Source organism: Martinezella multihospitum, from assembly GCF_900094585.1.
Classification (GTDB): Bacteria; Pseudomonadota; Alphaproteobacteria; order Rhizobiales; family Rhizobiaceae; genus Rhizobium; species Rhizobium multihospitium.
Window position 1 is genome coordinate 1 of record NZ_FMAG01000006.1, and the last position, 20,011, is coordinate 20,011.

23 protein-coding genes and 1 tRNA gene are annotated in these 20,011 nt (G+C 58.6%); 8 read left to right on the forward strand and 16 right to left on the reverse strand.

From position 1 onward, the window contains the following. The 3 genes from GA0061103_RS22725 to GA0061103_RS22735 form a co-directional block, all read right to left on the reverse strand. Nucleotides 1-1,091: S-(hydroxymethyl)glutathione dehydrogenase/class III alcohol dehydrogenase (locus tag GA0061103_RS22725; RefSeq protein ID WP_092705913.1), on the reverse strand; the 1,091-nt coding region annotated here is incomplete at its 3' end. 163 nt (nucleotides 1,092-1,254) lie between these two features. Continuing rightward, entirely contained in the window at nucleotides 1,255-3,264 is a 2,010-nt protein-coding gene (locus GA0061103_RS22730; RefSeq protein ID WP_092715226.1) for an acetyl-CoA carboxylase biotin carboxylase subunit, read from the reverse strand. Nucleotides 3,265-3,345: 81 nt separating this feature from the next. After that, nucleotides 3,346-4,281 carry a DMT family transporter gene (locus GA0061103_RS22735; RefSeq protein ID WP_092715228.1) on the reverse strand — a complete coding sequence of 312 codons (936 nt, stop codon included), beginning with the start codon at nucleotides 4,279-4,281 and terminating at the stop codon, nucleotides 3,346-3,348. A gap of 219 nt (nucleotides 4,282-4,500) precedes the next feature. Here GA0061103_RS22735 and GA0061103_RS22740 point away from each other — a divergent pair, with 219 nt between their 5' ends. After that, nucleotides 4,501-4,923: a helix-turn-helix domain-containing protein gene (locus GA0061103_RS22740; protein WP_092715852.1), complete on the forward strand. Its 423-nt coding sequence runs from the start codon at nucleotides 4,501-4,503 to the stop codon at nucleotides 4,921-4,923. Between the two features lie 42 nt (nucleotides 4,924-4,965). On the opposite strand, the gene GA0061103_RS22745 is transcribed toward GA0061103_RS22740, so the two are convergent. The 3 genes from GA0061103_RS22745 to GA0061103_RS22755 all read right to left on the reverse strand — a co-directional run bounded on the left by GA0061103_RS22745 (nucleotide 4,966) and on the right by GA0061103_RS22755 (nucleotide 6,065). Then, nucleotides 4,966-5,160 (reverse strand): hypothetical protein, encoded by a 195-nt coding sequence (locus tag GA0061103_RS22745; protein ID WP_092715230.1) that lies wholly within the window; start codon nucleotides 5,158-5,160, stop codon nucleotides 4,966-4,968. Nucleotides 5,161-5,236: 76 nt separating this feature from the next. Then, nucleotides 5,237-5,452 (reverse strand): hypothetical protein, encoded by a 216-nt coding sequence (locus GA0061103_RS22750; RefSeq protein ID WP_092715232.1) that lies wholly within the window; start codon nucleotides 5,450-5,452, stop codon nucleotides 5,237-5,239. A 274-nt stretch (nucleotides 5,453-5,726) separates the two neighbouring features. After that, nucleotides 5,727-6,065, reverse strand: coding sequence for a hypothetical protein (locus tag GA0061103_RS22755; RefSeq protein ID WP_167376633.1), 339 nt, complete (start codon nucleotides 6,063-6,065; stop codon nucleotides 5,727-5,729). A gap of 313 nt (nucleotides 6,066-6,378) precedes the next feature. On the opposite strand from GA0061103_RS22755, the gene GA0061103_RS22760 reads away from it, so the two are divergent. Next, nucleotides 6,379-6,852, forward strand: a complete 474-nt coding sequence (locus tag GA0061103_RS22760) for a ribonuclease H family protein (protein ID WP_092715234.1) — start codon at nucleotides 6,379-6,381, stop codon at nucleotides 6,850-6,852. A 196-nt stretch (nucleotides 6,853-7,048) separates the two neighbouring features. Here GA0061103_RS22760 and GA0061103_RS22765 read toward each other — a convergent pair. Then, nucleotides 7,049-7,133: transfer RNA gene (locus GA0061103_RS22765), tRNA-Leu, on the reverse strand. A 239-nt stretch (nucleotides 7,134-7,372) separates the two neighbouring features. On the opposite strand from GA0061103_RS22765, the gene lipB reads away from it, so the two are divergent. After that, nucleotides 7,373-8,089, forward strand: a complete 717-nt coding sequence (gene lipB, locus GA0061103_RS22770; RefSeq protein WP_092715236.1) for a lipoyl(octanoyl) transferase LipB — start codon at nucleotides 7,373-7,375, stop codon at nucleotides 8,087-8,089. A 110-nt stretch (nucleotides 8,090-8,199) separates the two neighbouring features. On the opposite strand, the gene GA0061103_RS35100 is transcribed toward lipB, so the two are convergent. Next, nucleotides 8,200-8,361 (reverse strand): hypothetical protein, encoded by a 162-nt coding sequence (locus GA0061103_RS35100; protein ID WP_167376634.1) that lies wholly within the window; start codon nucleotides 8,359-8,361, stop codon nucleotides 8,200-8,202. A gap of 578 nt (nucleotides 8,362-8,939) precedes the next feature. Between GA0061103_RS35100 and GA0061103_RS22775 the strand changes: the two genes are divergently transcribed. Together GA0061103_RS22775 and GA0061103_RS22785 are read left to right on the forward strand one after the other, a co-directional pair. Further along, on the forward strand, nucleotides 8,940-9,257 hold the full coding sequence (locus GA0061103_RS22775) for a hypothetical protein (protein ID WP_092715238.1): 318 nt from the start codon (nucleotides 8,940-8,942) through the stop codon (nucleotides 9,255-9,257). A 583-nt stretch (nucleotides 9,258-9,840) separates the two neighbouring features. Beyond that, on the forward strand, nucleotides 9,841-10,380 hold the full coding sequence (locus tag GA0061103_RS22785) for a hypothetical protein (RefSeq protein ID WP_092715241.1): 540 nt from the start codon (nucleotides 9,841-9,843) through the stop codon (nucleotides 10,378-10,380). Nucleotides 10,381-10,440: 60 nt separating this feature from the next. Here the strand turns inward: GA0061103_RS22785 and GA0061103_RS22790 are convergent, their stop codons facing one another. Next, a complete protein-coding gene (locus GA0061103_RS22790; protein ID WP_092715855.1) occupies nucleotides 10,441-10,935 on the reverse strand; it encodes a peptide deformylase in 495 nt (164 codons plus the stop codon). Nucleotides 10,936-11,381: 446 nt separating this feature from the next. Between GA0061103_RS22790 and GA0061103_RS22795 the strand changes: the two genes are divergently transcribed. After that, on the forward strand, nucleotides 11,382-11,771 hold the full coding sequence (locus GA0061103_RS22795; RefSeq protein ID WP_047633442.1) for a MerR family transcriptional regulator: 390 nt from the start codon (nucleotides 11,382-11,384) through the stop codon (nucleotides 11,769-11,771). A 22-nt stretch (nucleotides 11,772-11,793) separates the two neighbouring features. Here GA0061103_RS22795 and GA0061103_RS22800 read toward each other — a convergent pair whose 3' ends face one another. The 3 genes from GA0061103_RS22800 to GA0061103_RS22810 all read right to left on the reverse strand — a co-directional run bounded on the left by GA0061103_RS22800 (nucleotide 11,794) and on the right by GA0061103_RS22810 (nucleotide 14,024). Next, complete coding sequence (locus GA0061103_RS22800) at nucleotides 11,794-12,267, reverse strand: methyltransferase family protein (RefSeq protein ID WP_092715243.1); 474 nt, start codon at nucleotides 12,265-12,267, stop codon at nucleotides 11,794-11,796. A 12-nt stretch (nucleotides 12,268-12,279) separates the two neighbouring features. Then, a complete protein-coding gene (locus GA0061103_RS22805; RefSeq protein ID WP_092715245.1) occupies nucleotides 12,280-13,269 on the reverse strand; it encodes an acetyltransferase domain-containing protein in 990 nt (329 codons plus the stop codon). 62 nt (nucleotides 13,270-13,331) lie between these two features. After that, nucleotides 13,332-14,024, reverse strand: coding sequence for a DUF599 domain-containing protein (locus tag GA0061103_RS22810; protein ID WP_092715247.1), 693 nt, complete (start codon nucleotides 14,022-14,024; stop codon nucleotides 13,332-13,334). Between the two features lie 198 nt (nucleotides 14,025-14,222). Here GA0061103_RS22810 and GA0061103_RS22815 point away from each other — a divergent pair, with 198 nt between their 5' ends. Continuing rightward, a complete protein-coding gene (locus GA0061103_RS22815) occupies nucleotides 14,223-15,632 on the forward strand; it encodes an L-serine ammonia-lyase (RefSeq protein ID WP_092715249.1) in 1,410 nt (469 codons plus the stop codon). Nucleotides 15,633-15,668: 36 nt separating this feature from the next. Here the strand turns inward: GA0061103_RS22815 and GA0061103_RS22820 are convergent, their stop codons facing one another. Further along, nucleotides 15,669-16,688, reverse strand: coding sequence for a serine hydrolase domain-containing protein (locus tag GA0061103_RS22820; protein ID WP_092715251.1), 1,020 nt, complete (start codon nucleotides 16,686-16,688; stop codon nucleotides 15,669-15,671). 108 nt (nucleotides 16,689-16,796) lie between these two features. Here GA0061103_RS22820 and GA0061103_RS22825 point away from each other — a divergent pair, with 108 nt between their 5' ends. Further along, nucleotides 16,797-17,231, forward strand: coding sequence for a DUF1489 family protein (locus tag GA0061103_RS22825; protein ID WP_092715857.1), 435 nt, complete (start codon nucleotides 16,797-16,799; stop codon nucleotides 17,229-17,231). Here GA0061103_RS22825 and GA0061103_RS22830 read toward each other — a convergent pair. The 3 genes from GA0061103_RS22830 to GA0061103_RS22840 all read right to left on the reverse strand — a co-directional run bounded on the left by GA0061103_RS22830 (nucleotide 17,228) and on the right by GA0061103_RS22840 (nucleotide 20,010). Next, nucleotides 17,228-17,503 (reverse strand): hypothetical protein, encoded by a 276-nt coding sequence (locus GA0061103_RS22830; RefSeq protein WP_092715253.1) that lies wholly within the window; start codon nucleotides 17,501-17,503, stop codon nucleotides 17,228-17,230. The genes GA0061103_RS22825 and GA0061103_RS22830 overlap by 4 nt on opposite strands. A 125-nt stretch (nucleotides 17,504-17,628) precedes the next feature. Beyond that, nucleotides 17,629-19,122, reverse strand: a complete 1,494-nt coding sequence (locus GA0061103_RS22835; RefSeq protein ID WP_092715255.1) for a D-alanyl-D-alanine carboxypeptidase — start codon at nucleotides 19,120-19,122, stop codon at nucleotides 17,629-17,631. Between the two features lie 117 nt (nucleotides 19,123-19,239). After that, nucleotides 19,240-20,010 (reverse strand): hypothetical protein, encoded by a 771-nt coding sequence (locus GA0061103_RS22840; protein ID WP_092715257.1) that lies wholly within the window; start codon nucleotides 20,008-20,010, stop codon nucleotides 19,240-19,242. Nucleotide 20,011 lies beyond the last annotated feature (1 nt).

The following is a 20,011-nucleotide window of genomic DNA, read 5'->3' on the forward strand; positions in this document are numbered from 1 at the left end:
TGCATGAGCTCAAAGCCCTTGTTGATGTCTTCGAGCGGCATGGTGTGGGTGATCATCGGATCGATCTGGATCTTGCCCTCCATGTACCAGTCGACGATCTTCGGAACATCGGTACGGCCACGCGCGCCGCCGAAGGCCGTGCCCATCCACGAGCGGCCCGTCACCAGCTGGAATGGACGCGTCGAAATCTCCTGGCCGGCGCCGGCAACGCCGATGACCACGGACTTGCCCCAGCCGCGATGGCTTGCCTCCAGTGCCTGGCGCATCACCTTGGTGTTGCCCGTGCAGTCGAAAGTGTAGTCGGCGCCGCCGATCTGGTCGGCCCCACGCTTCGTCATGTTGACGAGATAGGGCACGATATCGTCGCCGACCTCCTTCGGATTGACGAAATGCGTCATGCCGAAGCGCTCGCCCCAGGCCTTCTTGTCATTGTTGAGATCGACGCCGATGATCATGTCGGCGCCGGCAAGCTTCAGGCCCTGGATGACGTTGAGGCCGATGCCGCCGAGACCGAAGACGATGGCGGTTGCCCCCATCTCCACCTTGGCGGTGTTGATGACGGCGCCGATGCCTGTCGTCACGCCGCAGCCGATGTAGCAGATCTTGTCGAAGGGGGCGTCGGGATTGACCTTGGCAACGGCGATCTCCGGCAGCACCGTGTAATTGGCGAAGGTCGAGCAGCCCATATAGTGATGGATCTTGTCCTTGCCGATCGAGAAGCGCGAGGTGCCGTCCGGCATCAGGCCCTGGCCCTGGGTCGAGCGGATCGCGGTGCACAGATTGGTCTTGCGGCTGAGGCAGGACGGGCATTCGCGGCATTCGGGGGTGTAGAGCGGAATGACGTGATCGCCCTTCCTGACCGAGGTTACGCCCGGACCGACATCGACGACGATGCCGGCGCCTTCATGGCCGAGGATGGCGGGGAACAGGCCTTCCGGATCGGCGCCCGACAGGGTGAAATCGTCGGTATGGCAGATGCCGGTCGCCTTGACCTCGATCAGCACTTCGCCGGCCTTCGGCCCCTCCAGCTGAACCGTCATCACCTCCAGCGGTTTGCCTGCCGCAACCGCGACTGCTGCTCTTACGTCCATGGCTTCATCCCTTCCTGCTATGATTTTGTTCCGGGCAACATTGGCATGGCCTCATAGAGAGACTCAAGCCAAAATCAGACACTTAGCGTCGCAATTATTATGTTTTAGCCGAGCAATCGCCACGCAGATTTTTCCATATGGCTGCGATGGCGAAGCTTCTCGATCAGGCGAATTCCATGATCACGGCGTCAACGGCGAGGCTTTCACCCGGCTTGGCATTGATCTTGCCGATAACCAGATCGCGTTCGGCTCGCAAAACGTTTTCCATCTTCATCGCCTCGACGATGGCGAGCGTTTCACCGGCCTTGACCTCCTGTCCCTCAGCAACGGCAATCGCAACAACCAGGCCCGGCATGGGGCAGAGGAGGAGCTTTGATGTATCGGGCGGTAATTTGACCGGCATCAGCTTGTCGAGTTCGGCCTGACGCGGCGTGAACACCCTAGCCCGCACAGAAATACCCTGCCAATCGATGCGCAGACCATTGAGCACGATGCGGATCTGAGCCGTCAGCTTGCGGTCGCCGACAGTGCCGACCCAAATGGAATCGCCCGGGCGCCAGTCGGTCGTAACCGTCACGGTTTTGCCGCCGATCTGCATGTCCATCTCGAAGGGAATGGTCACCACGCCTTCAAGCAATGTCACGGGCAGATAGTCCGCACCGAGCTTGACGACCCAGCTCTCCCGCAGCGGCGCGGCCGCGGAACGCAGCCGATCGCCATAACGTTCACGACGGTTGGATTCGATCAGGTTGCTGGAAAGGGCGATTGCCGACAGCAAAGCGGTTTGGTCCTCGTCCGGCGTCACCGGCGCGAAGCCATCGGGATATTCCTCGGCAATGAAGCCCGTGGAGAGGCGGCCCTCACGCCAGCGCGGATGCTTCATCAGCGCGGAGAGGAACGGCATATTGTGCTCGATGCCGTCGACAACGAAGCCATCCAAAGCTTCGCCCATTGCTTCGATGGCCTCTAGCCTCGTCGGAGCCCAGGTGCAGAGCTTGGCGATCATCGGATCGTAATACATGGAGATTTCGGCACCTTCGAAGACGCCGGTGTCGTTGCGCACGACCGATTTCTCCGTCTTGCCCTCGCGTGGCGGACGGTAGCGCGTCAGGCGGCCGATCGAGGGCAGGAAGTTGCGATAAGGATCTTCCGCATACAAGCGGCTTTCGATCGCCCATCCGTTGAGCTTGATATCCGCCTGCTTGAACGGCAGTTTTTCGCCGGCGGCAACGCGGATCATCTGCTCGACGAGATCGATGCCGGTGACAAGTTCCGTCACCGGATGCTCGACCTGCAGGCGGGTGTTCATTTCGAGGAAATAGAAATTCCGGTCGCGATCGACGATGAACTCGACCGTGCCGGCACTCTGGTAATCGACGGCCTTGGCAAGCGCCACGGATTGTTCGCCCATGGCCTTGCGCGTCGCTTCGTCGAGGAACGGCGAGGGCGCTTCTTCGACGACCTTCTGGTTCCGGCGCTGGATGGAGCATTCGCGCTCGCCGAGATAGACGACATTTCCGTGGGCATCGGCCAACACCTGGATCTCGATATGCCTGGGGTCGACGACGAATTTCTCGATGAAGACGCGGTCGTCGCCGAAGGAGCTTTTTGCTTCCGAACGGGCGCGCTCGAAACCGTCGCGCACCTCATCCTTGCTCCAGGCGATGCGCATGCCCTTGCCGCCACCGCCGGCGGACGCCTTGATCATGACGGGATAGCCGATCTCGGCAGCGATCCTTTCCGCATGATCCGCGTCATCGATGATGCCGAGATAGCCCGGAACGGTGGAAACCTTGGCGGCATTGGCGAATTTTTTCGATTCGATCTTGTCGCCCATGGCTTCGATCGCCTTCGGCTTCGGGCCGATGAAGACGATGCCTTCCTTCTCCAGCGCCGCACAGAAGGAGGCGCGCTCAGAGAGAAAGCCATAACCCGGATGGACCGCCTCGGCACCGGTCTCTTTGCAGGCGGCAATGATCTTGTCGGCGACGAGATAGCTTTCGGCTGCGGGCGCCGGGCCGATATGGACTGATTCATCGGCCATTTCGACATGCAACGCATCCCGGTCGGCATCGGAATAGACGGCGACCGTCAGAATGCCCATTCGTCGCGCGGTCTTGATGACGCGGCAGGCGATCTCGCCGCGATTGGCGATCAGGATTTTCTTGAACATGCAATCTCCGCCCAAATACCCTATTCAGTCAGTGTTTTAGCCACAAATTGCACTGCGGGTCCATGTGCAAGATATCTGCGCTCACGCGGTTTTTTCCAATCTCGATTGGACACGCTCCCGCCAGATGATGAAGAGGCCGGAGCTGACGATGATGGCGATGCCGATCCATTTGGAAAGATTAGGGAAATCGCCGAATATCGCGTAGCCGAGGACGGTGGCGGAAATGATTTCGAAATATTGGAACGGGGCAAGCAGCGAAAGCGGCGCCAGCCGGAAGGCTCTGACGACGAGCATATGCGCATAGCCCGATATCGAACCCAGAATCAGCAAAAGGACGAGCCCAAGCGTGGAGGCGGGCAGCGAAGGTTCGAAATCGGCAATAGCGGCAGATGCTCCCGCCAGCAGGGTGACCGACATGAATAGCGTGCCACCTACGCCGGCCATGACCTGCATCGTCATCGGCGAATCCGCCTCGCCGACCGCCCGGTTCATGAACAGATAGAGCGCGAAGAGGAAAGCGCAGGCAACGGGCAACAGCGCCTTCAGTCCGAAAATCTCGAAACTCGGCTGGATGACGATCATCGCACCGACGAAGCCGATGACGATCGCCAGCCAACGCCTCCAGCCGACCTTGTCTCCGAGAAACAAGGCCGAAAGCGCTGTCAGCATAAAGGGTTCGACGAAGTAGATCGCGAAGACATCGGCAAGCGGCATGTATTTGACCGCTGCGAAGAAGAGCAGACTGGCAGCCCCGTGCAGCGCGCCCCGCAGCAGGTTCATCCAGGGGCGCTTTGCCGAAAAGGCCGACCGTCCGGCGACGGTCGCCAGCAGCGGCAGCATGCAGACAAGTTGAAAGAAGAAGCGATAGAAGGTCACCTGACCGGGCGACATGCCTTCGAAGCTCGCCATGTATTTGGCGATCGCATCCATCGTCGGCAACAGGATCATGGCGCTTGCCATGATCGTCATGCCTCTAAGCGGATTTTGCGGCGTGGAAACGGCGGAAGAAACGGACATGCACGAACATCAAACACAGGAACGGCATGCAATCAAGGCGCGATCAGGAGTGGGTTGGAAGTCTCGACGAGAGCTCAGCGGAAAACGTCACACTTTTCCAATTGGGACAGATCGCCATGGCGAGATGACGCCCTTAGACCTATCTGGAGCTTTGGAAACAGCTAAAACATGAATGCGCGGCACAAAATTGCCGGCGCGACCAGGAAAGGGATCGCACCGATGTTCAAACCAGAACAAGAGACGACCGTTTTTTCGGACGAAGGCGGTGATACGCTTGGAGGGCGCTTGTCCATGGCGCGCGACGCCGCGGGAATCAGTCTCGAAACGCTGGCCAGGCAGCTTGGCGTCAGCGAGGAGACAATGCTCGCGTGGGAATCCGATCGCGCCGAGCCCAATCCCTCCGCGCTGGCCAAGATGTCGGCTCTTTTCGATGTTTCTCCAGTATGGTTGATGACCGGATCGGGCGACGGGCCTGGAGAGGACAGCGACGAGCGTGCCCTGGAAGCCGTCAGGAACGAACTTTCGCGGCTGCGAACGGCCTATCAGGAGATGGGCCGGCTGATAGAGACGACGACAAACCAGCTAGAACGCCTCGACCATCAGATCAGGCTGCGCAATCTCAGCAAGGATGTGGCGCATTGAGCGCTCCGCCCTTCGATGTTCATGGCGCCGCGCTGAGCCTCTCTAGCTGAGGCGGGCGATCGTATCGTCGAGGTTGTCGATTGCGAGCTGCTCGCGGGCGATCATGCCGTCAAGATCGATATCCTGACTAGCCCCTTTTGTATTTGCGTCCTGCATCTTCATCGCCAGCAGTTCGTTGCGATGGGCGATCTTTTCGCCTCTGATTTTGATAAGCTTCAAGCGAAAATCATCATTCATCTCCAATCCCTCCGTTGGAATGAGTTATCCGCTGTTTCGAGCTGTCATTCGTTTTCCAGGCTTATCTCGGCCTGTCTCAATCGTGCCCGCGTCCACGATAAGTGGTGGGAACGCCGGCCTCCTCATGGCATTGCGCAAGAATTTCCAGCCATGCTGCCAGTCCGTCCGGCACTTCGGCATTCCCAGCCTCCATAGCCTCCACCCATGACAGGTCGCATTGCAGGGCGCTCGCCAGATTGATCGGCGTCCAGCGGATATGCAAAAGGCATTCGGAAAAGCGTTCTGGCGTCATACATCCTCCTATCTCAGAAGAAGTTTCACGGTGCCAGAGGGGCGCGCGAAGTCAAGTGATCATGAAAATCCGGCCGCTTTTGCCATCAAAGGCGAGGAAGGCGAATTCGCTTGGATTTCAGTCTCCGCTTTGATTATTTTCGTTTCTCCCGTTTTGGATGAAGCCGCTTCGCTCACACGGCTGATATGCCGATGGTCGGTAGCGCGTCTGCTTGCTGTCCCCAAGCACACCTCTGCCGGCCTCATCGTTATGGTGGAAAGGTCCATCAACGAAGTCAGGTTAAAAAGGGCATGATATCGACGCCGTCGCCGGGAAAGACGGTAATATGGGGGTGGTCCTGGAAAAGCCTTGCGGCGGATTCTGCGGTTTCAGCCTCGACCACCAGGTAGCCGCAGAATGGATTGACCGCGTCGGCGACGCCGTTCCTGGTGATGCGCGTCGTCTTTCCCACCATGCCGCCACGATCAAGGATAGAGGCAGCGTTTCTTTCCTCCCATGCCGACCACTGTGCGATGCCGATAGCATCGACAGCATCCTGCTCCGCTTTGGGTAGGCTTCGAAAAGACGCGAGGTCTTCAGGCTTCATGGTGTAAACGGCAAGGAAACGGGGCATGAGCCACCTCCAAGGTTTTCAATGATTGCCAGCTTACACGCCGCGCGCCTGAAAACATCCATGGAATTCTATCGTGGTGCGAAGCATCGAATGGAACACGACCCGCGTTTTCGTCACCGTCGTCCACTGCCTTCACTTCCCGCCGCATCATCCTGATGGACGGGCAGGGCATTTACATCACCCTAAATCGGAGACCGGATTCCGTCATCGCTATCCGCGAGAAAGCGAGAGCGGCCCCTAAACGAAAGAACCCGTTCGCGAAAGCCCTGGAACTCTTCGCCAGCCACTTCCCCGTCGATGTTATGGTTTCCGCATGACCGACTCGCTTCACATCTACACCGACGGCTCCTTCAACGCCGCCTCCCGCTCCGGAGGATGGGCGTTCGTGGTCTATGAAGGCGACCGACAGTTATATGCCGGTTGTGGCAAGGAGGCCGGCACATCGAACAACAGGTTCGAAGTCCTCGCGGTTCTGAACGCAATGGCCTGGATCGCCTCGGAGGCTTCGGCACAGCCGGTCACGCTCCGGACGGACGCCGCCTACGTCATAGAAGGCTGCTGTCGGTGGAGAGCAATCTGGCGCACCAACGGCTGGAAGCGGATTACTCCGAACCCGCACACTCGACGCCGTCGGATCCACGACATGGAGATCTGGCAACAACTCGACCGCCTGCTCGAACAGCATCCGAATGTGGTTGTGGAATGGTGCAAGGGGCATTCAGGAGCCGCAGGCAACGAGCTCGCCGACATCCTTGCGCGCGATGCCGCGTGCTCAGCGGTGACTTAGCCGGCGCCCCTCAGTCGCAGAGCGCGATCTGCCGCTTGTAGATGATCGGGTCGCCCTTGGTACGAGCAGTTTTCCAAATTCTGTACCCAGGACTGAAGATCCATTTGGAGGGCTGCAACACGAGCGCCCAAAAGGCGCAGACCTTTGTCATTTCGCCAAGGGCCAAAAACAAAAAACCCGGCCAAAGCCGGGTTCTTGGTGCGGTCGAGAAGACTCGAACTTCCACGGGTTGCCCCACAGCGACCTCAACGCTGCGCGTCTACCAATTCCGCCACGACCGCATCGTGGTAGGCCAGATTGCTCCGGCGCGGCTGCATGTAGCAAAAGCATTCGGGGGGCACAAGAGCGATATGTCAGTTTTTTTAAATTCCTTCACAGCTCCTCCGATCGAGCTGGTCCGGATGCGGCGGAAACGCCTTACATGTTTGAATTCCCGCCCGAATAGCGCCATATGTGGACAACCCACCGGCGCGCAGGTTTTCCACACATGCGGCCGGCGCGGCGCGCAAAGGACTGCCATATGCTTCGCACCGAACTTTCTCACCAGATGTTTCCCGTTCAAGGCACGCCGCCCGTCCGCTGGCGGATCAGCGATGGTCTTGTGCCATATGAAGAGGCCGTAGCCACGATGGAGGCGGAAGTGGCAGCGATTGCCGAGGGGCGGGCGCCGGAGCTCGTCTGGCTGGTCGAACATCCGCCACTCTATACAGCGGGCACCAGCGCCAATGCCGCCGATCTGATCGAGCCGGATCGATTTCCGGTCTTTGCGACCGGACGCGGCGGCGAATATACCTATCACGGGCCGGGTCAACGCGTGGCCTATGTCATGCTGGACCTCAAGTGTCGGCGGCAGGATATCCGTGCCTTCGTCGGCGCGCTCGAAGAGGTCATCATTCGCACGCTCGAATCGATGAATGTGCGCGGCGAGAGGCGCGAAGATCGGGTCGGCGTCTGGGTCAGGCGCCCGGAGAGGCCGATTCTGGCTGACGGCACCGTGGCCGAGGACAAGATTGCAGCCCTCGGTATCCGCGTGCGCAAATGGGTGACGTTTCACGGCCTTTCGCTGAACGTCGACCCCGATCTCGGGCACTTCACCGGCATCATTCCTTGCGGAATCTCGGCCTATGGCGTCACCAGCCTCGTCGATCTCGGCTTGCCGGTCATGATGGCGGATGTCGATATCCGCCTCCGTGAGGCGTTCGAACAAGTCTTCGGTGAAACGATCAATGACGTGTGAAGCCGATCGGTGATCGCCTGAAGACGATCCCGGATGCTACGTTGAATTCCAATGCTAAGCAGGACAGGTCAGGCGGCCTGTCCGATCCATTGCGAAAAAGCTGCTATCGCTCACAAGGAAAGGTCTTCGGCGTCCTCTGCCACGGGCACTTCCAATTCATCCAAAGCGCGCCGTTTCGATTTCTCCAAAAGATCTATTTTGTCTTCTGCCTTGAGAAGATCATGCAGTTTCTGATCGCTCAATATATTGTCGTGATTGTTATGCGAGGTCATGCGGGTAACTCCTTGACCTCTGCAGGCGAGAGTGCGTTGTCTCTCTCAGCCGTTGGCGCCTACGGATTCGGTAGCCGACGGTAAAAATAGCCTACGCCCATTTGGAGGATGTAGCGAATCATTTGGTGCGATGGTCCATTTTCACTGCACGCCCGGCACGACAGGAGAAGTGCCCTGAAAGAAAAATGCCCTGGAAGGGAGAGCATCCAGGGCACAGAGAGGGGAACTGCACTAGAAAAGCTAGGGCGATGCGTCTGCACTTCAAGGTCCAAGTTTCAGGGTAGGTTGCATCCGTTCCGCAATCGCTCACATTCCTCGCGAAACAGTGATCGCCGACGGTCTTTGATAGGGTCCTAACGACTTTTTCCCTCTGCGCAGTGGTGATATCGTCGGTCAGTAAGTCGGACGAAAATCCCGATGGTTCCCAGCCATTATGCCGAGCCGACGCGCGCGATATTCCGTTCATCTCATGGCTAGAAATTGCGGACGGGAAAGGTTTCGCAACAGACGGAGAAACGGAAGAAACATTCCGAAACTAGAATTCATTCCCAAAGAAAACTGCAGAATGGAGTAAGGATATGAGAGCCGTTTTTGGCCCGACCCGTTATTGGAAGGCAGGCTTCGAGGCGTTGTTCCTCCTTGCCGTGTCCGTCCCGCCGGTCATGGCGCAGACCACTGGTAACAACCAGAATGCCCAGAATTCGGCATCGAGCTTCAGCTATCGGCGTGCGGATCTTGGTAGCGGCTATTCCACCTCGAGCATTCTGAAGATGCCGAACAATTCATCCTATTTCGTAACGTGCAATTGCGACGACCGGACATTGCAGGACATGACGTGCCCGACCCAGTCTTATGCATGCACCTGCGTTCCGCACGCCTATCTGATGTGCCAATAGGAAAGGTGGGCGCGAGATATGGTCAAATCGTCTTCAAGGCTATTGCTTGCGATCTGCGGTGTGCTCTGCTTTCCATTCACAACATTCGCTCAGGATAATTCGCCGCCGCAAAGCTCCGCCTCGACCTATTCCTTCAGCGTCGGGTCTCGCCCGGCCGATATCGGCACCGGCTTTTCGATCTACAGCGCGACGTCGGCGACGGCAGATCAACAATTTCACGTCCAATGCAATTGCCAGGATTTCAGCCTTGCAACCGCAACATGCCCAGCTCCCCGTTACGAGTGCTATTGCAGCCCGAGCGCATCGCTGACCTGCGAATAGCAGAATCGGGCCTACCAATGTGCCAGATCGGGGCTGCGATCTCTTTCTACCTCCGGCTGAGCTCAGCGCACCGGCGAACCACCATCAAAGATTGTCAACTCAGCCAAGCCACTCTTTTTGATGGCTATTTTTGTACAGTTTGCGTTCATGTTCGTCCGCATATGGTGTCTTCCGTCGCCCCCAGATCGCGCGTCGATTGACAATCGATATGGACGATACGATTAATAGTTTCGACATTCGTCATAGAGCGGAGGATATGCCAATGACAAGTCGTGCCATCCTGTTGATGTCTCTTGCGTCTCTCACAGTTGTAGGCTCGATGGGCCTCGCTTCTTCGGCTTCTGCGCTAACCATGAAAGAGTGCAGCGCCAAATACCAGGCTGCCAAAACCGCTGGTACGTTGAACGGCCAAAAGTGGAATGACTTCCGCACAACGCAGTGCAGTGCGGACGCCAGCGCCACGACGACGACCACCGCTCCCGCAACCACCGCACCGGCGGCTACGACGCCTGCCAAGCCGGCGAAGACCACTGCGGCAGCCAAGGTCGATGCCAGCGAACCCGACGCCACCAAGCCGCCGGCAGCAGAGCCGGCAAAGCCGACGATGGCTGCTCCGGCTGGCGTAACCTTCCCGGCAAAGGTCGATCCCAAATATGCTACCGAGACGCCCGGCAAGGGCCGCTTCCACACCTGCGTCGATGCATACAATGCCGCAAAGACCAAGAATGCACTCGGCGGTCTGAAGTGGATCCAGAAGGGCGGCGGCTACTACAGCCTCTGCAACACCAAGCTCAAGGGCTGATTGCCGAGTTTAGCGATGACAGGACGGGCGCTTTCGGGCGCCCGTTTTCTTTTGCGGATTTCAATCCCGGATCTTCTCCCATTTTTTGACAAGCCGGTCGCGCTTGAGCTTGGAAAGCCGCTGCAGCCAAAAAATGCCGTCCAGCTGGTCGATCTCGTGCTGAATGCAGATGGCCAGAAAGTCGTGCGCCTCCGCTTCATGTGTTTCGCCGGCGATATCCTGATAGCGAAACCGGATCGATTTCGGCCTGACGATCTCCTCCGTCGCTCCGGGCATGGAAACGCTGCCCTCCATATGCCGCATGGTTTCCGGCGACGACCATAGGATTTCCGGATTGATATAGGTGCGCACGCCATCCTCGCGGCTGAGTTCGATCACGACGACTCGCTTGAGGATGCCGATATGCGGGCCGGTGATGCCGACGCCGGGCGCCGCCCGCATCGCATCCAGCAGGTCGTTGACGAGCGCTCGCAGATCGTCGTCGAAGGCGGTGACGGCAGCGCAGGCGGTTCGCAATAGCGGATCAGGAAAGCGGATAATGGGGCGGGCGGACACGGTACTCTCTATCGGATGGAGGATATGGGTAGGAGGCTGCCAGGATAAGGGGAAGATGATGGTAATGCCACCGTCTCGATGGCCGGCTTTCTCCATGAGCTTTTTCCATCATCCATCTGTTTTTATATCGATTTCACGCGAACCCAATCAGTGGCGTCGGGCGAACTGGAGGCCTTTTAGCCGAATGACGTCTGCCGTCATTGAAGGTACAATCGCTGCATTCCAGCATTTCGTACTTCCATCGCATTGATTCGTGCATCAAATCACTGAGGTGTCAGCTGTCTTGTGATCATTCCTATCGAATTTGCGGGAAATTTTGCCCTCTCAGGCCTTGCGAGCCTGTGGTTTTGTGCGGCATTGGCGGGTCGGGAACTGACCGCAACCCGTAAAAATTGACTATTACGTAAAAGTCAATATTATCATGGGCAGCAGATAGGGGCGGATTCTTGGTCGACGGATATTATAGCATAACGGAGCTTACTCGGGAATTCGGAGTTTCGACCCGGACTTTGCGGTTCTATGAGGATGAGGGCCTTATCCATCCCGAGCGCAGAGGTCGCACACGTCTGTTCCGGGCAGCTGACCGACGTCTCATCATGGAAATCCTCCGCGGCCGTCGCATCGGCTTCACCATTGCCGAGATTCGCGAGATCATTCAGGTCTATAAAGAGCCTCCGGGCGAAATCGGCCAGCTTAAGCTGCTGATGAAGCGCGTCGATGAAAAGCGCGACGAGCTGCGCCAGAAGCGCAAGGATATCGACGATACGCTAAGTGAACTCGACAATGTCGAAGAGGCCTGTCTCGGCCGCCTCGCCGAAATCGGCGTCGGCACTTAATCGGCAAAATGCTTGCCGATCATCAAAGCCAGCGGCGGGTGCGCTTGCAGTAAAATTCGAATTCGCAGCCGAATCGGGAGAGGAGATGCATCTCCTCGCAACGGATGACGAGCAACGTCGTCAAGGCGGCTGCCGCGGCCGCCATCGCCAGGAACCAGAGATTGCCGATCAGCAGGCCGAGGCCTGCGGTCAGCAAGGTATAGCCGAGATAGGTCGGGTTGCGGGTGAAGCGAAACGGACCTGTGGTCACGAGATGCGCCGTACAGCGCTGTGTCAGAACGGTCGTGCGGCGTTCCATCAACGTTTTGACGGCCCAGACGTTCAGCGTCACGGCGAAGGCGGTCAAAAGCGCGCCGAAAACCCACGAAACCAGCGCCCAGACAAAGGGTAAAGGCAAGGGATACACCCGCTGCAGATACAGCGCCACCATGACGGCGAGGCTATAGAGCAGCGGCGGCCACGGAAAACTCAGCGACTTCGAACGATAGGCATTCATAGAATAACCCTGTCATTGCGCTTCATCCGTGCATTGTATCGCGATTCGGCTTACACGTTCATCGCTATCTGCTTTGATCGCTCCGGATTCCAATGGTTTGAAAAGATCCTGAGCCTGCAGCTTATCGAGCGTGCATTGGCAGAAGCTGCGGCACATGGCTTCGCTGCCCGACCGCGTGCAGGAGGCCACGCATTGCCTGATATAGCCGACGGTCGGGTCCTGTAGCGGAGCCGGCGCGACCAGCGACAAAAGATAGACGAGGCCGAACAGCACAGGCTGGTGAAGCAGATAGAAGATCAAGCTGTGCCGGCCGGCGCGGGCAATGAGATTGCGGCCGGGGCCGAATTTTGCCAACGACTTAAGCCAGCCGCGGGAAATTGCCAATTGCGCCGCGCCGAGGCCGAACAGGAATGGCGTCAGCCATGGGAAAAGCGGCACATAGTCATTCGAGCGCTGGATGTTTTCCGAAAGCCCCACCCACCAGAGCCAGGGCGCGTCGAAAAATGTCGAATGCAGCGATAGCGGCGCGACGACATTGTCGACGACGATGCCGACCGCCAGTAATGCGGCGATTAGAAGGGTGGCGAATGCCGGCAAGCGCAGGAACAGGAGCCCGATGAGGCTCGCCGCCGCGATGCTGTGCAGGATGCCGAAGAATATCCATTCGTCGCGCATGCCGATGAAGGTGACGAGGGAGATGGCAGCGGCCGCCGCGACGATCATGCCCAGTCGCCGCCAGTAGGAGCGCCAGCGAATCTCCGGCGTATTCGCGAGCACAAGGCTGCAGCCTGCCAGAAATAGGAAGGTGCTGGCGATGACGCGGGCATAAAGCTTCAGCCAGCCTGTTTCCGCCGTGCCGGAATCGAGATAGCCGAAGAATTCGAAATCCCAGGTGCAGTGATAGCTTGCCATGGCCAGGAGTGCGACGCCGCGCGCCGTGTCCAGAATGCCGATGCGGGGCGTCTTTTGCGGTGCATCGGCGCTCTCGGCGATAGCGACCATTGGCGGGTCCTTCCAGGCATGAAACTCAGATCACGAGCACCGCTTGAGACGGCGCGAGCATGTCATGGCACATCGCTATCCATAATGGCCAGACGGGCATCGGAAAAAAACTGCCGGCGGACCAGCACGATGATGATGAACATGGTCGTGACCATGAAAACGTAAGGGCTCAGAAACCAGCCGAGATAGCCAATCGATAGGAAGATGGCTCGCAGGCCGGAGTTGAAATTCCGGGCTGCGATGATGTTCATGCGGATGACCCGCTCGGCGGCGCGTTCGGCGCGCACGGGATCACGAATGGCATCTTCCAGCATCGGCAGGGAGCCGAAGAGAATGGTGCAGTAGTTGAACAGGCGATAGGCCCAGCCGAACTTGAAAAAGGCGTAGCCAAAGAGACAAGCAAGCCCGGCCACCTTGATTTCGAAAGCTGCCCGACCGCCGTTGAAGATGAAGGGCATGTCGGAGAAGAAGGCATTGATCTTATCTGTGGCGCCGAGCAGCGCAAAGCAGCTGCCGATGGCGAAGATCGAGGTAGAAGCGAAGAAGCCGGTGCCGTTTTGCAGGCCTGAGAGGATCTGTGTGTCGATCATCTTCAGGTCGCGGCGAAGCGAGTTGTAGATCCATTCTCGCCGGCGTTCGTTCATCGCCAGCGTCAGGCTGGTACGATTGAAGAAGCTGGCGCTGCTGACGATCCAGTTCAGCGCGACCCAGAGAAAGATGAAGAGGGCGAGGGCGACATAGTCGGCAGTCGTCATAAAGGGAGATTCTCCAGATCAATCCGATGTGGACTGTAGCTCAGCGCGAGCTGCGCGCAATGGCCTTCTGTTTGCTTCCCCCAATGCCTATATGTAATGTCGCTGCCATGAAATCCGATGTCGGCCAATCGCCGTGCAAGCTTGCCCCGATAGCGTAGCCTTGCCGGAAATCGATTTGCCTGGAGGCACCAAAGGTCCATGTTTCTTTCAGTTTTCGACGTGTTCAAGATCGGTGTGGGACCATCCAGCTCGCATACGATGGGGCCGATGTCGGCCGCGAATCGTTTCCTCGACCTCGTGCTTTCGAATGAATGGCCGCGCCCGTCTTCGAACGTGCATGTCGAGTCGATCAAGGTCAGCCTGCACGGCTCGCTCGCCCATACGGGCATCGGGCATGGAACGGGCAGGGCGGTTATTCTCGGCCTGATGGGCGAGAGGCCCGATGGCGTCGATCCCGACCACATGGATGCCATCATCGACGAGGTCGAGCGTAGTGGGCGCATCACGCCGCCGGGCCATCCGGCCTATCGGTTCCAGCCGAAGACCGATCTCATCTTCGACAAGAAGGTGCCGCTGCCCGGTCATGCCAATGGCATGAGCTTCTCCGCCTTCGACAAGGATGAGCGCCTGCTGGTCAAACGCATCTATTATTCCGTCGGCGGCGGCTTCGTCGTCACGGATACCGAACTGGAGCAGATGAAGGCCGACCGGAAAAAGCCGGCCCCGGCCGGCGAGCGCGTTCCGTTCCCTTTCGCCAGCGCCAAGCAGATGCTCGAAATGTCCGAGCGTTCCGGCCTTTCGATTGCGCAGATGAAGCGCGCCAATGAAGAGACGCATATGAGCGCCGAGGAGCTGGATGCCGGCCTCGACCGCATCTGGGCGGCCATGAGCAGCTGCATCGATCGTGGCCTCAAGGTCGATGGCATCATGCCTGGCGGCCTGAAGGTGCGCCGACGTGCGCGTGCCATCCATGATAAATTGCAGGAAGAGTGGCGCAGCAACCGCATCAACCCGCTGCTCGCCAACGACTGGCTCAGCGTCTACGCCATGGCCGTCAACGAGGAGAATGCGGCCGGCGGCCGCGTGGTGACGGCGCCGACCAATGGCGCGGCCGGCGTCATCCCGGCAACGATCCGCTATTATCAGCATTTCCACGAGGATTGGGATCAGGACGGCATTCGCAACTACCTTCTGACGGCCGCCGCCGTCGGCGGCATCATCAAGCACAATGCCTCGATCTCGGGCGCAGAAGTCGGCTGTCAGGGCGAGGTGGGTTCGGCGGCCGCGATGGCGGCTGCGGGGCTTGCCGCCGTCATGGGGGCGACGCCGGAGCAGATCGAGAACGCAGCGGAAATCGCGCTCGAACATCATCTTGGCATGACGTGTGACCCGATCGCCGGCCTGGTGCAGGTGCCGTGCATCGAGCGAAATGCTCTCGGCGCCGTCAAGGCGGTCACCGCCGCTTCGCTTGCGATCAAGGGCGACGGCCAGCATTTCGTGCCGCTCGACGCCTGCATCGAGACCATGCGCCAGACTGGCTACGACATGAGCGAGAAATACAAGGAAACCTCGACGGGTGGCCTCGCCGTCAATGTCGTGGAATGCTGATGCGGCCCAAGGTCGAAACGCGACCTTGGGAGAAGATCATTTGCTTATGGGAGTGGTGACGGGGATGCCGGCTATGCGGCTTCCCAGAAGCATGGCTTGCAGTTGCTCGATTTGAGCGCTGCTTGGCCCGTTATTGGCGTCGCTTACTCTGTGAACCAAGACCGTCGCTATGTCCGGAAACATCATGAGATATTGGTTTCCCATGCCGGATGCCCAGTAGAATGGCTTGTCTCTGACGACTTCGCCGCCAGGTACCGTTGGCGGCTGCAGTGCGTATCGTCCGATCCACCAGCTATAGCCGAAACCTGCACCGCGCCCGAGATTCGTATAAGGCACGATGCTTCTGCGGATCCATTCCGCCGGAATGATCTGCGCACCACGCCATCGGCCGTCATTTACCAGGAGCACGCCTAGGCGTGCCAGGTCACGCGCGGACATTCTGATCTTGTAGGCAGGGTGGACCGATTGAGGAATCGTCTTGAAATAGAAGTGTTCCGGCCGAAAATCCTGCATCTGGAGCGGAATTGCAATACGACGGAAAAAATCCTCGGCGATCGGAACGCCGCTCAATTGCTGGAGGAGGATGCCCAGGACATTGAAGCTCCAATTGTTGTAGAACCATTGCTCTCCCGCAGCATGGATACCTCGGGGAGGCAAGAGGGCCGGGTCCTGATCGGCGGCGGCATGATAGACACCCGACCTCGACATCAGAAGATCAGCGATCGTCGCCTGCTTCTCCTTCACTGTCAGCGCCGGTTCGCAGTCATCGATAGCCAGATCGGCCAGAGTCATTGCCAGATCGATCGTACCCTCGATCTCATGAATGCCGATCAATGCGCTCAGCAGGCTTTTGCGCATGGAGGCGATGCCGGTCACGTCGGCAATCTTACCCCATGAACTCACAATCAAGCCATCTTGCACGACCATGATCGCGGACGATCCGATCGATTGCGCATAACGGTAAGCATTCGCAAGAGCAGCGCTGGACCAGCCGAACCGGCCGGGATCATTCACTGTTATCCACTCATTGGACGGGTAATCCGATGCACTATCCATAATCGCCTCCGAGAATCACCTCTTGCGCTTTCGGGTGATGTTACCCACTCTGTGGATGTCCGCAGTGAAAAGCTTGACGCTGCCGGTCAAAAGGACTTCAACGGCATTATGGCTTTGCATCTCATTAAATTGTGCGTGGGCGCGGATTCGCTGGATGATCTGCGCGAATGGGTTTCCGAGCGGGCAATGAATGCCATTGCTGCTGGGCTCGAGCCGCATACAACCCATACGACGCGCATGGTGCCGAAGCGGGTAGACGAGCTATTGGACGGAGGCTCGCTTTATTGGGTGATCAAGGGGCAGGTGCAAGCGCGGCAGAAATTGCTTGGCATCGAGACCTTTACCGACGCGGACGGTATTCAGCGCTGCCGCCTTATTCTCGACCCGAGCGTTGTCGAGACAACGGGCCAGCCGAAGCGGCCGTTTCAGGGCTGGCGGTACCTGCCGCAGGACGACGTACCGCGCGATCTCGACAGTCTCGGCGCGGCAGCCGAATTGCCCGCCGATCTGCGGCGGGAACTTTCCGAACTTGGTTTGCTTTAACGCAGCCGCATCATGATCGGCGCACGGCCGGTCGGAGCGGTGATGTGCAGATGAATATGCGCTTCCGGCTGCGAATAACGCCAGGCGCGTGCGCCATGGCAAAGCAGGATGCCGATCAGGTCTTTCGTCTTGTTACGCGAGCGCGAACGGCTGAGACCCAGGTCCGCCAGCCGCATCGCCGCCTCATGCAGCGGATGAAGAGCAAAGCCCTTCTGTTTCATCTTGCCCCCGCCGTCGAGCGAGAAACCGGGAAAGTTCTCGTTCATTGCCATTTCAAAACCCCGTACACGTTACAAACTCAGGGCCGGCCCGTTTGACATTCGGAACCGGAAGATCGGGCGCAACAGAAGGCCCGACCAATCTTCACATCATGCGGCGCGAAAACACCGGCCACATTCTATTCCATGCTCGCCCAGCACTTCACGCCGGCGCGCTTGAGCGCCTTGCAGGCATTGAGGGCTTCGTTCTGATCCTCGAACCCGCCGAAGCGGGCGCGGTAGCCGCCATCGAAGGCGACCGCATAGGGCTTGGCCGAACGCAAGGCCTTGCCACCCTTGTTCTTCGCCGTATCAAGCAGGTCGGTCGCGCCATTCTTACTGGAGGAAATACCGATCTGAACGACCCAGCCAGTCGGCCCGCGCTCAGCTTTTTCAGCCTTTGCGACCTTTTCGGATTTCTCGGCCCGCTGCAGCTTGACGAGTTTCGTATCGCTCTTGGAGGTCGATGCGGTCGTTACGGTATCGACTTCGTCCTCATCAGCGTCGTCTGAAGGCCCAGTGGAGGCTGTTTCATCATAGGCGGGGCGCTGAACGGGCTTTGCTGAGAGCAACGGATTGCTCGACTGCGACGTCACCGCTGCAAAAGCCGCCGCGCTGGATGGGCTGGAATCGGCGACTTCCGTCGTCCCGTCATTCCTAATCTTTGCGCGCGTGATATCGGCCATGCGTGCGCTGGCTGCCTGCACGTTTGGCGTTGCAGCCGGCACCTGTGCGATTACATTGGAAGCAATGTGCTTTGTCGATGCCGCGGGCAGATAATCAGCGATCAGCTTACGCATCTGATTGTCGCGAGCCGGTGTCGAAGCGCCGCCAAGGACGACGCCGACGATGGAGCGACCATCGACTTTCACCGAAGTCGCCAGATTATAGCCGGCAGCGCGCGTGTAACCGGTTTTAATACCATCGACGCCGCGCACGGAGCCGACCAGGCGATTGTGACCGAGGATCGTGCGGTTGCCGAGCCGGAAGCTCGTTTCGGAGAAGAAACCGTAATATTCCGGGAAATGCTCGCGCAAGGCGATGCCAAGGCGGGCCTGATCGCGTGCCGTCGTCATCTGCGCTGTGTTCGGCAGGCCGTTCGGGTTGCGGTAGGTCGTGCGCGTCATGCCGAGCGCTCGCGCCTTGTCGTTCATCATGCGGGCGAAGCCTTCCTCCGAACCGCCAAGCATTTCGCCAAGCGCCATTGCGGCATCATTGGCAGACTTGGTGACGATGCCGAGGATCGCCTCGCGAACAGTCACAGAGCGGCCGGCGCCAATACCGAGCTTGGTCGGAGCCTGTGCTGCAGCGTTCTTCGAAAACACGACGGGGGTATCGAGGGTGATGCGGCCAGCTTCAAGCGCCTCGAAAGTCAGATAGACCGTCATCATCTTGGTCAGCGAGGCCGGATAGTGCAGCGTGTCGGCGTTTTCGCTGTAGAGAACGTTGCCGGTATTGGCATCGATGACGATGCCGGCATATTTCGGACCGGCCGCGCTCGCGTCAATGACAGTCACAGTGACCGTCGCCGTTGCGATCGAAAAACCAAGAAGCGCTCTCGCCAGAATCTTACCGGTTTGAGACGACGAAACGGAAAGAATAGATCTGGACACTAAATCACTCTCTGCTTGCATTTACATTCTCGATTATCCGGCCGCCGCCTCCATGAACGGCCATTCCGTTCGACAGTAGAGGCTTAGCGTTACCAATCGGTTTATGATGAACAGTTGGTTTCAGGTTTCTGTGCCATTTTAGCGGCCGCCCACGGCTGTCGACACAGGCACGGTATTATCCACAAGGCGCGTTTTGACGAAGTTCTGGACAGCGGCATCCATGGCGCGCCAATCACCCAGCTGATTGCTGGAGAAGCGGTAAAGAACACTTAAATCCTTACCGACCTTGATGTCCCTCTGACAGTCGCCGCTGGTTGCCAGCGCGGGCGAGGAGGGCAGGATGCATCGCACAACGTAATCGGTCTCGCCGGGCCGCGGCGCCGTCAAAAGGATTTCGTCGTTATAGCCGGCATCCGTACGAAGCCGATGCGCCGTCAGGCCGAAGGGGCCGGCATAAGCGGCCCCATCCATCAGCTGCGAATAGATCGGACCGAGCCGGCCGGACATGTCATGGGACATGGTGCTCTGGCTGATTTGCAGGAAGATTAGAGAGGACGACTGCGAGATATCGTCGAAGCGCATCCGATCGGTTTCACTATAACCCTGCATCTGCGGCCAGGTCAGATAGAGATCGACGCGCTCGGCCGTACCGTCCGAACGCTCGCTTGGAAAGCGGATGGTATTTGCGGCCAGACGCATCGTGTCGTCGCCGATCGTGACAGAGATAGGCTTGATATCCGTCGTATGGCCTGCAAGCGAAATTTTCTCGCCAAGCCAGTGCCCACCAACCGATATGGCGACAGTCAAGGCTGCCAGAACGGCAACACCTGCCGTGAGCCGATAGACAAAGCCGCTCGATATCAGCGGTCTTTCTTCGATCATTGCGGCGGATGACAGAGGAGGAGCCATA

Excerpts from the sequence above, each read along its gene's own strand:
- GA0061103_RS22755 (WP_167376633.1), bottom strand. The coding sequence starts at position 6,065 with ATGCCCCGTTTCCTTGCCGTTTACACCATGAAGCCTGAAGACCTCGCG.
- lipB (WP_092715236.1), top strand. The coding sequence starts at position 7,373 with ATGCTTCGCACCGAACTTTCTCACCAGATGTTTCCCGTTCAAGGCACG.
- GA0061103_RS22800 (WP_092715243.1), bottom strand. The coding sequence starts at position 12,267 with ATGAATGCCTATCGTTCGAAGTCGCTGAGTTTTCCGTGGCCGCCGCTG.
- GA0061103_RS22820 (WP_092715251.1), bottom strand. The coding sequence starts at position 16,688 with ATGGATAGTGCATCGGATTACCCGTCCAATGAGTGGATAACAGTGAAT.
- GA0061103_RS22745 (WP_092715230.1), bottom strand. The coding sequence starts at position 5,160 with ATGAATGATGATTTTCGCTTGAAGCTTATCAAAATCAGAGGCGAAAAG.
- GA0061103_RS22840 (WP_092715257.1), bottom strand. The coding sequence starts at position 20,010 with ATGGCTCCTCCTCTGTCATCCGCCGCAATGATCGAAGAAAGACCGCTG.
- GA0061103_RS22830 (WP_092715253.1), bottom strand. The coding sequence starts at position 17,503 with ATGGCAATGAACGAGAACTTTCCCGGTTTCTCGCTCGACGGCGGGGGC.
- GA0061103_RS22740 (WP_092715852.1), top strand. The coding sequence starts at position 4,501 with ATGTTCAAACCAGAACAAGAGACGACCGTTTTTTCGGACGAAGGCGGT.
- GA0061103_RS22730 (WP_092715226.1), bottom strand. The coding sequence starts at position 3,264 with ATGTTCAAGAAAATCCTGATCGCCAATCGCGGCGAGATCGCCTGCCGC.
- GA0061103_RS22735 (WP_092715228.1), bottom strand. The coding sequence starts at position 4,281 with ATGTCCGTTTCTTCCGCCGTTTCCACGCCGCAAAATCCGCTTAGAGGC.
- GA0061103_RS22805 (WP_092715245.1), bottom strand. The coding sequence starts at position 13,269 with ATGGTCGCTATCGCCGAGAGCGCCGATGCACCGCAAAAGACGCCCCGC.
- GA0061103_RS22775 (WP_092715238.1), top strand. The coding sequence starts at position 8,940 with ATGAGAGCCGTTTTTGGCCCGACCCGTTATTGGAAGGCAGGCTTCGAG.
- GA0061103_RS22835 (WP_092715255.1), bottom strand. The coding sequence starts at position 19,122 with ATGCAAGCAGAGAGTGATTTAGTGTCCAGATCTATTCTTTCCGTTTCG.
- GA0061103_RS22760 (WP_092715234.1), top strand. The coding sequence starts at position 6,379 with ATGACCGACTCGCTTCACATCTACACCGACGGCTCCTTCAACGCCGCC.
- GA0061103_RS22825 (WP_092715857.1), top strand. The coding sequence starts at position 16,797 with ATGGCTTTGCATCTCATTAAATTGTGCGTGGGCGCGGATTCGCTGGAT.
- GA0061103_RS22750 (WP_092715232.1), bottom strand. The coding sequence starts at position 5,452 with ATGACGCCAGAACGCTTTTCCGAATGCCTTTTGCATATCCGCTGGACG.
- GA0061103_RS22815 (WP_092715249.1), top strand. The coding sequence starts at position 14,223 with ATGTTTCTTTCAGTTTTCGACGTGTTCAAGATCGGTGTGGGACCATCC.
- GA0061103_RS35100 (WP_167376634.1), bottom strand. The coding sequence starts at position 8,361 with ATGACCTCGCATAACAATCACGACAATATATTGAGCGATCAGAAACTG.
- GA0061103_RS22810 (WP_092715247.1), bottom strand. The coding sequence starts at position 14,024 with ATGACGACTGCCGACTATGTCGCCCTCGCCCTCTTCATCTTTCTCTGG.
- GA0061103_RS22785 (WP_092715241.1), top strand. The coding sequence starts at position 9,841 with ATGACAAGTCGTGCCATCCTGTTGATGTCTCTTGCGTCTCTCACAGTT.